Here is a 13763-nt window from a genome sequence, read left to right on the forward strand (position 1 = left end):
ATTGTTTAGTACAAAAGGGTATAACCTAAAGGCCCTTGAACCTAACCGACATTTACGGACAGTTGTTGGTGAAGCTTGCTTCATGGTAGACTGTCCGTTCATGCCGGATAAAAGGCAAGTATAGAAATGATATATTTCCACACTCACCTGATGGGAATTTAACTTAATAAATCAGCTCTTCAATCTGCTTTTTAATTTGAGATAGCTTCTCTACGCTTTCATAAGAAAATAACTGTTGATTTTCCTGTACCTCTATTTCGTTCACTCTTTGTTGTAGTTGATCTCGTTCCCTTTCGATCACTTTGTTCCAATGGTCGCGATAATAAGATAGTAATTCCTTCGTTTGAACACGCAGTTCTTTTTGTAAGGAGACTCTTAGGTATTGCTCTACCTCATCTTTTACTTGGTTTACTTGTCTTTGTTCAAAAAACTCCTTTGTAGATTTAAATCCTGCTGCTATCGATTGAATATCCTTATCTAATGCAACAAAGCTAGATAAAGATATGTTTGGAGTAGGAATATTACAATTCGCTTTTCTCTCATGAATAAAATAATTCATGTCCTTAGTATTCTCAATCATATCAGCTTTCCAATGATTTATCTGATCTTTCATGTAATGATCAATTCTTAGGGAAGTTGCTACAAGATCTTGAATAAGTTCGTTTCTCACATGATGGAAAAAGTTGTGAAGCTGGTCTATAAGTTGTGTCCTCCCTAGTTTCCCATTTGCTTTTATGGTAGATGGGTTAACAGTTTCTTTGAATACATCCATAGAACGAAGAACCATTCTTTTTTGCATGTGGAAGAACTGCTGCTTCAATTTTTGATCATTTATATCAAGGTATCGTTCATCAGAAAAAATAAGAACAGATCTTTTTATATTCTCTAAGAGTGATTTTCGTTCTTCAACCTTCTTTTGTCTTTCTTCTTGATTTAATGAAAACTCCCTTATTCGTTCATCCAGCCACTGAATGGAATAATCTAACTCTTTTTTTGCTTGTTGCACTAAAATATTGTCAATCTCATGATTTATAAAATCAAAAAGTTCTTCCTTTACAGCAGGAACTCCAGATTTGTTTTCGCAGACTGAATTTCCGTCGGCCTCCATCGCTATTTTGCTGGAAACAGGATATAACCTCGGTCCTTGTATATCGAATTTACTTAGTTCATCAGATACATAATTTAAAACTAGCTCAAGCTCACGTTCATTTTTGGCTAAGTCCACTGCATTTACAACAAAAAACATCTTGTTGTGGTTGAATGCATCTTGAATCCTACCTAATTGATACAAAAACGAAGCGTCAGCTTTTGCGAAAGAGTGATTATAATACGAAACATAAATGATTGCATCTGAATCCTTTATAAATTGAAAAGATAACCTTGTGTGCCTTGAATGAACGGAGTCGGCTCCCGGTGTATCCACTAAAATGATGCCAGCACGTGTCAGCGGATTATCATCAAAAATATCAACTTTTTGAATATAACTAGCTCTTTCCTCATCTTTAATTAAGTTTTCCATTTCAGCTATTGGTACTGTAATAGTTTTACCAAGTGAGTCTGCCATTTTTTGATATCCAGCAAGTAAAGAATCTACCCAATGTTCAAGGGGGTCTGAATTTACTTTCTTCTTTAACTTTTTCAACTCTTTTTCAATATTTTCGTTAGGTAAATTGGTCTGGTCGAAAACATCCATCAATTCCTCTTTTAATTCTTCTTCTGACTTTACCGTAATTTTAACTTTTTGATTGTCGTCAACGGTCGGTGGTAGTAAAACTCGAGTGATGGTAGCAGTCGTTGGATGAGCAGAAACCGGCATTAGGCTTTTCCCTAACATAGCATTAATAAACGAAGATTTTCCCGCACTAAAGGCACCAAATAAGGCTATCGTGTATTCATTTGTTTCTAAAGAGTTTTTCTTCTCTAGTAGAGCCCTTTTTATTAGGGAGGCTGATTTCAACTCGCTCAATTTAGATACGGTATCTTCAAGAAGGTTTGCCATTTCTTTTTTCGAATTTTTTTTAATCTTTTGTTTCTGTTGACGTTGAGTCTGTTGCTTATTCTTCACTAGTTCGTTGGAATATGAATTTTTAATTGGAAATGATTCTAAGTTTGTATAGGTCTCAGTATGAATCTTATCTAAAGCAGCTTGAACTAAAGAGGTATCCTTAATTTCCCCATCTTCCAAAGCTAGGAGGCCGCTTTCAACCCGCTTCCATTCTTGTTCCTCAACCTCAATTTTCTTTTCGGTTTGATAAAGTTCATTCTGAAGAGACTTAACCTTCTCTTCAACTTCTTTAAATTCTTGGTAGTTTTTTTCTAAAGTATCATTAGCTTTTTCCCATTGGGTTTGTGCCTCTTTAACAAAAGCCTTGATAAGGTTCTGCTTTACATCTTCCATATACAATAATAAATAGTCCCCTGTAGCTTTCGTCCCAGGTTTAATTATCTCTTTCAATCTTTCTTGTGGAAAATGTATTGAAATTCCTTCCAAAGAAGATAAAATTTTAGGGTCAGAAACTCCCAGCTCTTGCGCATATTGACTTACCTTTTGACGAATGGGCCATTGAAGATTTGCTTCCACAAGCTTCATCAAATCGTGGTAAAACTGTTCAGTTGCTTCTTTTCTCTCTTGCTCTGTTTTTTTCTTTGAGAAAAACAGTCCCGATTTATACTCTGGCTGCATGACAGTTAAAAAGACACGCGCTTTTTCACGCAACTCATAAGGAGTAATTTGGGCTCTTTGGCCAATTTGCTTAATCAGCTGGTTCATTTCAACTTCAGCTGTATTCGGAGTTGGAGTTGAAGAATTTTTGTGAAGTAATTCAAGATTCTCTAATATTTTATTTCTCTGTTCCATTCGACTTTCTTTCTTCTCTTCCCATTCCTGCCGTTTTACGTAAATAAATTCTTCTAAAATAAAATGAATGGAGCGTTGAATAGTGGAGTAGGATAAATCCATTATTCCTCTTTCCCACTCTTCAATCGTATTTTGAAGCATGGTTAATTGATTATGTGGGTTGTTTTCATCATATAAAGACGTATAGTATACTGCTTTAGGAGTTATATTCCATCGATGTAATACCTGATTAATTTTCTCTTTATAATTTTCAAACGTACTTTCGCGGTCTTCATGCTTATCGATTTGATGGACAACTAAATAGTAAGGTTTCTTTCTTTTTTGCATTTGCTGTAAAAAATATAAATTATGTTCTGATTGAACGTGGTTATAATCGACTACATAAAACAAAACGTCAATGGTATGAAGAGTTGATTCAGTCAATATAGCATCTGCATCTTTAGCAGAGTCAATTCCGGGAGTATCTATCAATGTTACACCTAAGGGTAGTTCTATATCTTCTTTACTTAAGATGATACGTTTAACTAGATCTCCATCCTTACAGTATTGCCGCACATCGTCTAAACTAGTGGGACCACTAACTTGTATTAATTCTCCATTTTGTTGAACTAACCTTACTTTTTCGTCCCCTTTATAGATTTCAACGACGTTGGCACTAGTGGGTATGGGACTTGATGGTAAAATAGTTTGGCCAACCAAATAATTTATAAGGCTAGACTTTCCTGCTGAATAATGTCCACTAAATCCTATCGAAATCCCTTGTTCCCTTTCTTTTTTTAGCAAATCTAACATTTGCTCTGCAATCTCTACTTCATTTCTTTCATAAAACCAATGATAAAGACCTGCCAATGAATGGCTTAAATTAATTGTTTTAGATTGATTCATGAAAAAACCCCTTTGATATTCCTCGTGCATATTATTATTTTGAGCCTGATTTCTATTTTACTCAATTTTATAACTTATTCACAGGAAAAACTCCAGCAGTTTGATTTTCTTGTTTGATCTTTAACAAAAGCGGATATAGATAATGGTGAGGTGAGTCGGTTGAGAAATGTAAAAGTGAAAGTTATTGGAAGAGTTCAAGGTGTTGGATTTCGATACTTTACTCAGCAGAAAGCCGCCAATTTTTCAATAAACGGTTGGGTCAAAAATGAAAAAGATGGGTCTGTGGAGATAATTGCACAAGGCGAATCAGAATCTATTGATTTTTTTCTCCGGGCATTAAGTATTGGTCCACGTCCCTATGCAAAAGTTACGAATCTAGATGTAGAAGAAGTAGAAACAGAAATTACGTATGATTATTTCGAAATCAAACATTAACCATTTTTATTCATGATCATCACTAATCAAATATATATATAAAAGAATAAGTCTTATACTTGGAGTGATGTCATGAATATTTTAGTTCAACCAGGTCAAACCTTATGGTCGATAAGTCAGACTTTTGGTATTCCACTTAATCTCATCGCAGATTCCAATCCCAATGTAATCCCAACTCAATTACAAGTGGGACAAAACTTAAGAATACCTGGATATAGAGTATTAGCACATCGCATACAACCAGGAGATACTTTTTGGTCCATTTCAAATCGCTATCAGACACCAATGGATGTTATTCGATTGATGAACCCTTGGACGATTCCAACACAGCTAATGATTGGAAGTACACTCTATGTTCCTGTTCGTCTCACCGAAAGAATTGTACAGACGAGGAAAGCTTACGATTACTCCTCACTACAACAAGATTTACAGAGACTCCGACAAGCCTATCCTTTCATTCGTCAAGAATCAATTGGTCAATCGGTTTTAGGGAGCTCTATTGATGAAATTCAAATCGGCAGAGGGGCCCAAATGGTTCAAGCGAATTCTTCTTTTCACGCAAATGAATGGATAACAACGCCTATCATGATACAGTTCTTAAATGATTATTTACTGGCATTAACCAATCAAACCCCTATTCGAGGTCTATCCATGAATCCATTTTATACAAGACGTACCCTTTCTCTTGTGCCAATGGTTAATCCCGATGGTGTAAATCTTGTCCTTAATGGTCCACCAAATATAGAACCGTATCGATCCCAAGTTATTGAAATGAATCAAGGGAATCTAACCTTTAACAATTGGAAAGCTAATATTCGAGGGGTTGATCTGAATAACCAATTTCCTGCTGGATGGGAAATTGAAAAAGAAAGGAAGGAACAATCCCCTGGACCTAGAGACTATCCTGGAGAAGCTCCATTAACTGAACCAGAATCTATTGCCATGGCTGAATTAACTAACAGAAGGAACTTTTCACGTGTCAATGCCTTTCATACGCAAGGTGAAGTCATATATTGGGGGTTTCGAAATCAAGAACCTCCAGAAGCAGCAGCAATTGTTAAGGAATATGCCCGTGTAAGTGGATACAAACCGGTCCAAACTGTTGACAGTTATGCTGGATATAAAGATTGGTTCATACAAGAATGGAATAGACCTGGATATACAGTTGAATTGGGGACTGGAGTTAACCCACTGCCTCTTAGTCAATTTGATGAAATTTACGAAGAAAGTTTAGGAATATTTCTAGCCAATTTATATATGTAATAAGAAAAGCGCAAGCGCCCTTCTAAACAAGAAAAGCACTTGTTTCTGCGAAGTAAATGCTCGAGAAGCATTTCTTGTGATCATCGACGTAAGGCGGTGAGGCCCACAGGATGTGGGTCACGTAGGCGTTGCCACACGATGTGGCGGTTTTAGCCTACGATCCTCCGAGATAAAGGAAACACGGCTCACGAGGGCTCGCAGGATGCGAGTCCGTTCGGTGTGCGAATCATTTTGGTGGGACGAGTAATCGCAGTCCCACCAAAATGTCGCGTTTTTAACCGAACCACCTTCATCGATGTTGACTTATCGAAGGAGAGGGGGGAACCGACTCTAGTCGATAGGCTGCCCCTCGAAACAAGAACAGCACTTGTTTCTGCGAAGTAGCTCTAAGTAGCTTTCCTTCCTGCGATTACTTGGGGCAAAAACTTCGAAGATTACTCGATGGTGCTTTTTCGCTGGAGCTAGACAAACTTTATACTTCTTTAAAATAATCTTTTTTAAAGCCACCGATTCTGTCCGAATTATCTATTATAAAATAGAACTCTTCTGTTTCATTTTTAACCTCATATACCTTTCCAGGTGTAAGAACACGGTCTACAATGTATTTTTTTGCATTGGCATGTACACATTCCACTTTTTTAATCGTTTCTTTGTTTTCCCAAACCTTATGTAACATTCTTGTCAGACTCCTTTATATTGAATATTCTTTTTCTAATCTTAGTGTATGTTTCGGATTCAAGCAAGCTTTCTATTAATAACTACAGTGAAAAAGGTATCTGACGATATAACAATATACCCTCTTTCGAACACTTTGCTTGAACACTACAAATATAAGAGCTCCTTTCCATCCAGTTAAAAGATGGAGATCTGTTAATTTTTGTACATGTTTTCTCCCCCGCTCAGTGACTGCATCTGGAAAATAAGCTATCCCATCTTTAGCAAATGTTACACTTTTTACCTCAACAGCTATTTGACTGTTTTGATCTTGGAGGAGAAAATCCCAACGAGCTCCGCCGTATGAATATTCTCTTCGAACATATTCAATTTCTTTGTTCTGAAAGAAAGGAATGGATTGATTTTGTAAAGCTTTACGTACTAAATCATTGGCCATATTAGGATTTAAAGAAACAAGGATATTATTATTGGTTTGTACAAGAACGGCATGTTGCGGGCAACACTTTTTGAACATCCTCTCTCTGCACTATATTCTGTTTTTCTACCCTCTTTTTGAATATGATGCAGATAAACCTTTACTCCTGGGTACAAAAGTTCGTTCAGTCGACCTGGGTCTGGTAAATGCACTCTCAAAATATCTTCTGAACCTTCTTTTCTACAATGAATAATATAACGGTTAGGCCTTTCAATAAAAGTTGTTTCTATTAGTGGGAGTGACCAAGGAATCCAAATAGGAGTGTCAAAATCCTTAATCATGTGGTTGATCCTCCTTTTGATGTACGGGTTCTTTTTTCTTGATCATTTTAAAAGTGACTTGTAAGGCTATAGGGATGATGAGAACTACAATAAGAAGTCGTATGATCTGCAAAGAACTTACAATCGAAGGGTTTAGTCCAACGGATTGTGCCGTTAATGCCATTTCAACAAGTCCACCAGGAGCTATACTAAGAACAGCGACTGCCATTGGAATACCTGTCCATAAACTAAATAGCCAAGCAAAAATTATAGTAATTACTATTAAAAATAAATTGAGCCCCAAATAAATTCCGCAATACTTTCCAGCTTTTAATAAATCCCTAATTTCTACTGAGTTTCCTAAAAATACACCTAGCGTAAGTTGTGCAAAAAGAAAAACCTCAGAAGGAAAACTAAAGGTCCCTAGATTTGTTATTTGAGAAATAGCAGTTAAAATCATAGGAATAACAATGAAAGAAGCAGGTACCTTTTTTTGTAATAAAAAACCTAAACATATGCTGGTAAAATATAATATAAGAATCCAGGGTGTTTCATGAACCTGATGTTTAGAAAGGTCAGATATCACATTACCTTCAGGGCTGTTAAACCAGTGTAAAACTGCAAAAGGGATAATAAAAAGAACTGCTAATAACCTAATCGTATGAAAAATAGTCACCATAATAGTGTTTCCTTTTAAGGAATCACTTAGAGCAATACTCGTTGATAGACCTCCTGGAATAGTTCCTAAAATACTAGTGACCGGATCAATAGAAACCCATTTAGTTATCCAATATCCATTTAGTATCGCAATAATGATCATCAAAATTGAAAATATCATGTAAGGAATAAAGTATGGTTGAACCGTATGTAATGTATCAGGAGTAAAGGTTTGCCCTATTTGTATTCCTAAGATAGCAAGACTTATGTTTTTTAACCGTGGTGAAGAGTACGTATTCTTCTTAAGCATTACTTTATAAATTAGCATACTTGTGATAGGTCCTAGAATCCATGGTATTGGGAACTGAATCCAATTGAAGATAACTCCCCCAATAATAGCAATCAGATAGGATGCTATCAGTGTTTTGACATGCATAATCTCAGAGCCCTTCAATAATATAAGACAATAAAGCTTGTAGAAATTTATCATCTCTACAAGCGTTTATTGTTTTATAAAACTCTTTTATCTTTTAAACAAATACAAAAAATCTCCGTAACCTTCTTCTTCCATTTTATCCTTTGGAACAAATCGTAATGCCGCTGAATTTATACAATAACGAAGGCCGCCTTTATCTTGTGGGCCATCTTCAAAAACGTGACCTAAATGCGAATCAGCTCTCCTGCTCCTTACTTCTGTTCGAATCATTCCGTGTGAGGTATCCACATTTTCTTTAACTTCCTGTTTTTCAATAGGTTTCGTAAAGCTCGGCCACCCGCAACCAGCATCATATTTGTCAGTGGAACTGAACAATGGTTCCCCTGAAACTATATCTACATAAATGCCATCCTCTTCATAATTGTAAAACTCATTTTCAAATGGCCTTTCTGTACCATTTTCTTGAGTTACATGGTACTGAATAGGAGACAGTTTTTCTTTAAGTTCATTTTTATTGTTAGTTATTGACCAATTATCTTGAATAAATTGTTGTCTTCCTGACCCTGCTTTATATCTCTTATAATGTAAAGGTTGTTTTTTGTAATAATATTGGTGTTCTTCTTCTGCTGCATAAAAAGTTTTGGCAGGTAAAATCGGCGTCACAATCGGATTGTTAAACTTACCACTTTCCTGCAATTCTTTTTTTGACGCTTCTGCTTTCTTTCTTTGTTCTTCGTTATGATAAAAAATAGCCGTTTGGTAAGATTCCCCTCTATCATAAAACTGCCCTCTAGCATCAGTAGGATCAATTTGTTGCCAAAAAATATCTAGCAAGCGCTCATAAGGGAAAACAACTGGATCGAAGGTGATTTGTACAGCTTCTACATGGCCAGTTGTATCAGAGCACACCTCTTTATACGTTGGATTTTCTTTATGTCCTCCTGTGTATCCGGATATAACTTCCTTTATTCCTGGTCTTTGATCAAAAGGCTCAACCATGCACCAAAAACAACCGCCGGCAAAGGTTGCTTTTTCTATCTTTTCATTCATGTTATCTACCCTTTCCCATGTGATATATCTCTTATTGTTCCGCTTAACAGTAAAAAAATCAAGGAAAGGAACTTATTATTAAAAAAACCACCAATAGATTTCACAAATCTATTGATGGTTTTTTACTTAATTCAAATAAATAATTTAGGAACTGATTCTTTTTGTTTGGAAGATTCATTTGATTTTGATTTAACTGATTTACTGCTTTTCTTTTTTTTGCTTTTGGTTTTTGAGACTTTTTTAGAATTTTTACTTGAATCAGATTCTAGAAATTTTTCGATATCTTCATCATCATTAAAATCCTCTTGTTCATTTTCGGATAACTCATTTTCTTCAGAATCCTCATCAGAATTGTCTCCTGTTTCCAAATCATCGGAATCCTTTAAGGCTTTTGCCATTTTCAGCATAGCTGGCAGGTTTTTAACCATAGGCCCATATTGTTGGATCATAGGAGTAGCGGTTTGTGCTAATCGCACCATTTGTTGTACATTATTAAGTACTCCTTGAAAACCTCCACCACTGCCTAAACTGTTTCCTGCACCTGCTAATGAACTACCTAAATTACTACCCGTTCCTAGCCCACTTCCTCCTTTTTGAAACAAAGAAAGCAGGCCTCTTTTCGGTGTTTGGGAAGCTGCTGATTGCATTCTTCCAAACGGAGCTTGACCTCCGCCCCCAAACATCGGTCCTCTATTTTCAAACATGGATTGCATGCCTCTTGTAGATGCTGGCCCTCCCGAGAACAATCCTCTTCCTTGCCCTTGGGACATCATTCCGCCCATAGGATGATTCGGTGGCATCGTTGGCGGACCCATTCCTCTTCTCGAAAATACCATGGTGACACTCCTTTCCATCGTGGTGCCTACGCTACACAATACTCTCTTATAGACTATGGGGTCTTTATCCTATCAGTGTGGGCATAAGCCCATTTCTAAAAACGTTTAAATAATTGAGAAATTTCCCCTGTATGTATAGAAAAACTGAAAAACTCGGCTTATCGTTATAGGGATTCTTGAAAGTGTATTTTGCTTTCTTAGAAGCCCTTTTACTCTAGAGTAAAATTTCTAATGGCGAAAGCTTAATTTTTTCATGTACTATTAAATAGTGAAAGTTATCAATTTAATAGTAAAATAAGAAAATCGTAGCCTACTAGACTACGATTTTCCAATTAATCAATAGATACTTCACCCAAAATAATTAATGCAATAGGACCAGCAATAACCAAGCCAATTAAAACAGCTGGTAATAAAGAAGCCATATTCTATTCCTCCTCCATTAAATAATGTGTCGGTAGTAATAACTACTTTCATTATAAACGGAACAATAACAATCCTTCGAGTGCTTTTTTGACGATTTTATGACTTCCTTTAATTTTAAGTTCATTTCCCAGGGAAGCGCATTATTCGACTGCATTCCTTTTTTGCAGACACTAATTTACAGTAAACAAAGTTATTAACTGATAGGTCAGAATCGTTTTTTGATCCTTCCACAGGACTTCTTTTACCACCCCAATTCCTATCTCCCTTTCTTTGTCGTTTCGCTTAATCGAAATGGGTTCATCCATAGGAAACAATTGGTAACCTGACATCGTTAATTGGAATAGATTCTCTTCCCCTTGTATCCTTATTTCTTGACCAAGAATCATCAGTTTCCAATTCATAGTCAAAGTCATTGACATACTCAACTCCCCCTTTTTAAGAAAAGGTATAGATTAATTAATCCAAGGAGTGCTAGGTGGAGCAATTTTCCATAATTCTTCACCTAAAATAAAATCCGTATATGTAAATGGAAATTCAATAGACAATTGCTTAAGCTTTACGGAATTTCTTTCGAATATATTTTTGTAACGCTTTTGTTCGTGGTCTTCTTTAAGGTGTTCAAGTATGCTTTTAATGGTTTGTAAGCTTGCAATTAATTCTAGTAATTCTTCTTTCGAGAATTCACGTATGGGACTGGGGTCTAATATCCCATTTTCTTTTAATTTTTGCCACTCCGTTTTAGAAAAGAAACATGGAAGCAAATCTTCCATTATCTCTCTCATCAGTTCTTTTCCGTATTCTTCCTGCTTTACACTTCCACCACTAATAATTCTCATTATTTCCCTCCTGATCTCTTTCCCATAGAGGAAAAAACCATCCTATTAGGACGGTTTCTATTCTATCCTTACTATAGCATGGCAAGAATGATCTTTGAATGGACAATTATTGGTAGCGCATGAAAAAATGAATAATTTTCATCTGACAGATGGAAACTAATAGGTACTACATTATATGGGGTGATACCATGGAAAATGACACTTTTAATCAAAACATATCTGAGGCGAAGGAAAATCTTGAAGATCTCAAAACCACTTCTATTACAATTGAAACACTTATTGGCTCTTTAATTATTGCTGGGATTGTTTGGGTTAAATGGTTATTGGTTTTTTATCTGTTTTTGTCAAGGTAATGAAGTGTTTACGCATAAACACTCGACTTTTTGGTTTTTTCAATAGGAGAAATGGACAAAATTTGATCCTTAATAAAGATTCTTTTTTCTTTTCTTAAAAAGCAATAGGCTAACATCCACTTTTCCGTCTCTCCAAGGTATTTTACTTTTCTCTTACTGATCTGCCCATTCTTATCCATATAAATAATCCAACAGTAGGTCGAACGTTTTATAAAAGAAAAATTATTCATCCCATTCACCTCCTTATCTCTATTATATACGAACGTTTGTTTTATTGCCATTGATTTTAGAACAAATGTTCGTTATACTAATATTCTTAGGAGTTGATAAACATGTTACGAGATAGAGGTACAATTAAATGGACAGCAATGATGCTTCCTGAACATGTGGAATTGTTAAAAGAAATCTGGAATGAAGATGATAAACCATTACGAAAAACGCTAGATGAACAAACTCAGTCTGAATGGGATAGATTGCTTCAACAGGCTGTTAAACTTAAGTTTCCTTTAGAGATAGAATATATAGCTAATCAAAATATATATAAGGAAATAGGGATCCCTACACATCTTGATCCTTTAAATGGAACCGTCCGTATAAAAAATTTACATCAAGAGGAAACAACGATCTCTGTTTCATCCATTCAAAACCTCGTTTTAGCAAGAAATCCTTAGTATGAAAAGCGCAAGGACCCTTCGAAACAAGAAAAGCACTTGTTTCTGTGAATAAGCTCTAAGTAGCTTTCCTTACTACGGTCTCGGGGCAACAACGCAGATGATGACTGGATGAAGCTTTTTCGCTGGAGCTAGACAAATTTTATACTTTATCTTGTAAAAAAAGAACAACCATTAGCTGTTCTTTTTTTATATCATTTCATTTTCTTCATATTTTTTCCATAATTGATCAAACGTTTGAACCCCATCAGGGGAAGGGCTATACACTTCAATATAAGAACTAATTTCATGATAATCAGTAGATTGCCTTGGAAAAGAATGATCCTTAAAAACCCAGTCCGCAAACCTACTTTCTGAATCGGACTTAACTTTCGCTCTAAATGTTATGACAAAATGGTAAAAAGATCGCATCCCTAAACTCCTTAAAACTTTTTCATCTATCATATCAGAAAACTGGCAAAATGTGATATATTTCATAGAATTTTTTGGAATGTCCTGCTAAAGTAAGAATAAGCAAAGTGAACCCACCTTTTACACCTTTATCAGTAACCTGTCTCCCCAGTGTGCTGTGATAAAGGTGTAATTTTTTTATTTATTTCACGCTCCACCAACAAAAGTCAATAGAGCGTGAACATTTTTTTAACAAATTCTTGGAAGTTGAAGGTTTGATAAGCGATGAAGCCTTCTTAGGGTTCCTAATGGAGTTGTCACATAAAGCTTACCAATTTCCTCTTCTATTTGTGTAATTTCCCCAATAATAGCTGCATCTTTTCCTTCTTCAAATTGGTGTAGAAAATCAACAACTTTTTCCTTAATCTCACTAGGAACTATAAATAACACTTTTCCTTCATTTGCAATATAAAGAGGATCAAACCCTAGGATGTCACAAGCGCCATCAACTTCATCCTTAATAGGTAAATGTTCTTCGAAAATAGTGGCATGAACATGAAAATCTTCACATATTTCAACGAGAGTTGTTGCCACACCACCTCTAGTAGGATCCCTCATAATTCGTACACTAGCAAATTCTTTCACAATAGCTTGAATGAGATGATTCAAACTAGCACAATCACTATCAACCGAATGATGAATTCCTAAATGGTCACGAGCCGACATCACAGCTAGACCATGATCCCCAATAGTTCCATTAACAATGATTGAATCGCCTTTCTCTATCCTACTTGGTTCAGGTTCATAAGAATTATAATAACCTATACCAGCAGTGTTAATAAATAACCCATCCACACTTCCTCGCTCTACAACCTTTGTGTCGCCTGTCACAATATGGACACCAGCTTTTTTTGCTTCTATTGCCATCGATTGAACAATTTCTTTGAGATCCTCTAGTAAGAAGCCTTCTTCTATAATAAATCCAACACTTAAATAAAGTGGGACTGCCCCTGACACACTTAAATCATTGACTGTACCTGCAACTGCCAATTTCCCAATGTTTCCACCTGGAAAAAAGATTGGCTGGATAACAAAACTATCAGTTGAAAAGGCGAGTTTTTCGGATGGAACTTTAATCGCAGCTGCATCAAAGCGTGCTTCATCTGAATGATCGAATGCCTCTACAAAGACCTCTTGAATTAATTTATGAGCCAGTTCCCCACCATCACCATGGGCTAAACTTATATATGGTTTCATGGTT

The 13763-nt window shown here is 35.9% G+C and carries 16 protein-coding genes; 4 read left to right on the top strand and 12 right to left on the bottom strand.

Annotation, left to right across the window (positions count from 1 at the left end; translation table 11 throughout):
• Positions 1–163: 163 nt before the first annotated feature.
• Positions 164–3742, bottom strand: coding sequence for a dynamin family protein (locus RZN25_04200; GenBank protein ID MEQ6376023.1), 3579 nt, complete (start codon positions 3740–3742; stop codon positions 164–166).
• A 150-nt stretch (positions 3743–3892) separates the two neighbouring features.
• On the opposite strand from RZN25_04200, the gene RZN25_04205 reads away from it, so the two are divergent.
• Positions 3893–4177, top strand: a complete 285-nt coding sequence (locus tag RZN25_04205; GenBank protein MEQ6376024.1) for an acylphosphatase — start codon at positions 3893–3895, stop codon at positions 4175–4177.
• Between the two features lie 72 nt (positions 4178–4249).
• Entirely contained in the window at positions 4250–5440 is a 1191-nt protein-coding gene (locus RZN25_04210; protein ID MEQ6376025.1) for a M14 family zinc carboxypeptidase, read from the top strand.
• Between the two features lie 472 nt (positions 5441–5912).
• On the opposite strand, the gene RZN25_04215 is transcribed toward RZN25_04210, so the two are convergent.
• The 8 genes from RZN25_04215 to RZN25_04250 form a co-directional block, all read right to left on the bottom strand.
• Complete coding sequence (locus RZN25_04215; protein MEQ6376026.1) at positions 5913–6116, bottom strand: DUF6501 family protein; 204 nt, start codon at positions 6114–6116, stop codon at positions 5913–5915.
• Positions 6117–6191: 75 nt separating this feature from the next.
• Positions 6192–6629: a DNA/RNA nuclease SfsA gene (locus RZN25_04220; GenBank protein MEQ6376027.1), complete on the bottom strand. Its 438-nt coding sequence runs from the start codon at positions 6627–6629 to the stop codon at positions 6192–6194.
• Positions 6560–6871, bottom strand: coding sequence for a hypothetical protein (locus RZN25_04225; protein ID MEQ6376028.1), 312 nt, complete (start codon positions 6869–6871; stop codon positions 6560–6562). Before RZN25_04225 ends, RZN25_04220 begins: the two co-directional genes overlap by 70 nt.
• Complete coding sequence (locus tag RZN25_04230; protein ID MEQ6376029.1) at positions 6864–7943, bottom strand: AbrB family transcriptional regulator; 1080 nt, start codon at positions 7941–7943, stop codon at positions 6864–6866. Before RZN25_04230 ends, RZN25_04225 begins: the two co-directional genes overlap by 8 nt.
• 87 nt (positions 7944–8030) lie before the next feature.
• Entirely contained in the window at positions 8031–8993 is a 963-nt protein-coding gene (msrB, locus tag RZN25_04235; protein MEQ6376030.1) for a peptide-methionine (R)-S-oxide reductase MsrB, read from the bottom strand.
• 131 nt (positions 8994–9124) lie between these two features.
• Positions 9125–9829 (bottom strand): VrrA/YqfQ family protein, encoded by a 705-nt coding sequence (vrrA, locus tag RZN25_04240; protein ID MEQ6376031.1) that lies wholly within the window; start codon positions 9827–9829, stop codon positions 9125–9127.
• Positions 9830–10422: 593 nt separating this feature from the next.
• Positions 10423–10671, bottom strand: coding sequence for a DUF2584 family protein (locus tag RZN25_04245; protein MEQ6376032.1), 249 nt, complete (start codon positions 10669–10671; stop codon positions 10423–10425).
• 33 nt (positions 10672–10704) lie between these two features.
• A complete protein-coding gene (locus tag RZN25_04250; protein ID MEQ6376033.1) occupies positions 10705–11088 on the bottom strand; it encodes a DUF5365 family protein in 384 nt (127 codons plus the stop codon).
• 188 nt (positions 11089–11276) lie between these two features.
• Between RZN25_04250 and RZN25_04255 the strand changes: the two genes are divergently transcribed.
• Positions 11277–11441: a hypothetical protein gene (locus RZN25_04255; protein ID MEQ6376034.1), complete on the top strand. Its 165-nt coding sequence runs from the start codon at positions 11277–11279 to the stop codon at positions 11439–11441.
• A gap of 8 nt (positions 11442–11449) precedes the next feature.
• On the opposite strand, the gene RZN25_04260 is transcribed toward RZN25_04255, so the two are convergent.
• The gene (locus tag RZN25_04260) at positions 11450–11671 is read right to left on the bottom strand and encodes a hypothetical protein (protein MEQ6376035.1); all 222 of its coding nucleotides are present in this window, start codon (positions 11669–11671) and stop codon (positions 11450–11452) included.
• 102 nt (positions 11672–11773) lie between these two features.
• Here RZN25_04260 and RZN25_04265 point away from each other — a divergent pair, with 102 nt between their 5' ends.
• On the top strand, positions 11774–12112 hold the full coding sequence (locus tag RZN25_04265; protein ID MEQ6376036.1) for a YolD-like family protein: 339 nt from the start codon (positions 11774–11776) through the stop codon (positions 12110–12112).
• A 189-nt stretch (positions 12113–12301) separates the two neighbouring features.
• On the opposite strand, the gene RZN25_04270 is transcribed toward RZN25_04265, so the two are convergent.
• The gene (locus RZN25_04270; protein ID MEQ6376037.1) at positions 12302–12523 is read right to left on the bottom strand and encodes a YozE family protein; all 222 of its coding nucleotides are present in this window, start codon (positions 12521–12523) and stop codon (positions 12302–12304) included.
• A gap of 228 nt (positions 12524–12751) precedes the next feature.
• On the bottom strand, positions 12752–13759 hold the full coding sequence (gene hypE, locus RZN25_04275; protein ID MEQ6376038.1) for a hydrogenase expression/formation protein HypE: 1008 nt from the start codon (positions 13757–13759) through the stop codon (positions 12752–12754).
• Positions 13760–13763 lie beyond the last annotated feature (4 nt).

The organism is Bacillaceae bacterium S4-13-56, assembly GCA_040191315.1.
Classification (GTDB): domain Bacteria; phylum Bacillota; class Bacilli; order Bacillales; family JAWJLM01; genus JAWJLM01.

Coding starts and splice junctions, on each gene's coding strand:
- RZN25_04200 (MEQ6376023.1), bottom strand. CDS start 3,742: ATGAATCAATCTAAAACAATTAATTTAAGCCATTCATTGGCAGGTCTT.
- RZN25_04210 (MEQ6376025.1), top strand. CDS start 4,250: ATGAATATTTTAGTTCAACCAGGTCAAACCTTATGGTCGATAAGTCAG.
- RZN25_04215 (MEQ6376026.1), bottom strand. CDS start 6,116: ATGTTACATAAGGTTTGGGAAAACAAAGAAACGATTAAAAAAGTGGAA.
- RZN25_04220 (MEQ6376027.1), bottom strand. CDS start 6,629: ATGTTCAAAAAGTGTTGCCCGCAACATGCCGTTCTTGTACAAACCAAT.
- RZN25_04225 (MEQ6376028.1), bottom strand. CDS start 6,871: ATGATTAAGGATTTTGACACTCCTATTTGGATTCCTTGGTCACTCCCA.
- RZN25_04230 (MEQ6376029.1), bottom strand. CDS start 7,943: ATGCATGTCAAAACACTGATAGCATCCTATCTGATTGCTATTATTGGG.
- msrB (MEQ6376030.1), bottom strand. CDS start 8,993: ATGAATGAAAAGATAGAAAAAGCAACCTTTGCCGGCGGTTGTTTTTGG.
- vrrA (MEQ6376031.1), bottom strand. CDS start 9,829: ATGGTATTTTCGAGAAGAGGAATGGGTCCGCCAACGATGCCACCGAAT.
- RZN25_04245 (MEQ6376032.1), bottom strand. CDS start 10,671: ATGTCAATGACTTTGACTATGAATTGGAAACTGATGATTCTTGGTCAA.
- RZN25_04250 (MEQ6376033.1), bottom strand. CDS start 11,088: ATGAGAATTATTAGTGGTGGAAGTGTAAAGCAGGAAGAATACGGAAAA.
- RZN25_04255 (MEQ6376034.1), top strand. CDS start 11,277: ATGGAAAATGACACTTTTAATCAAAACATATCTGAGGCGAAGGAAAAT.
- RZN25_04260 (MEQ6376035.1), bottom strand. CDS start 11,671: ATGAATAATTTTTCTTTTATAAAACGTTCGACCTACTGTTGGATTATT.
- RZN25_04265 (MEQ6376036.1), top strand. CDS start 11,774: ATGTTACGAGATAGAGGTACAATTAAATGGACAGCAATGATGCTTCCT.
- RZN25_04270 (MEQ6376037.1), bottom strand. CDS start 12,523: ATGCGATCTTTTTACCATTTTGTCATAACATTTAGAGCGAAAGTTAAG.
- hypE (MEQ6376038.1), bottom strand. CDS start 13,759: ATGAAACCATATATAAGTTTAGCCCATGGTGATGGTGGGGAACTGGCT.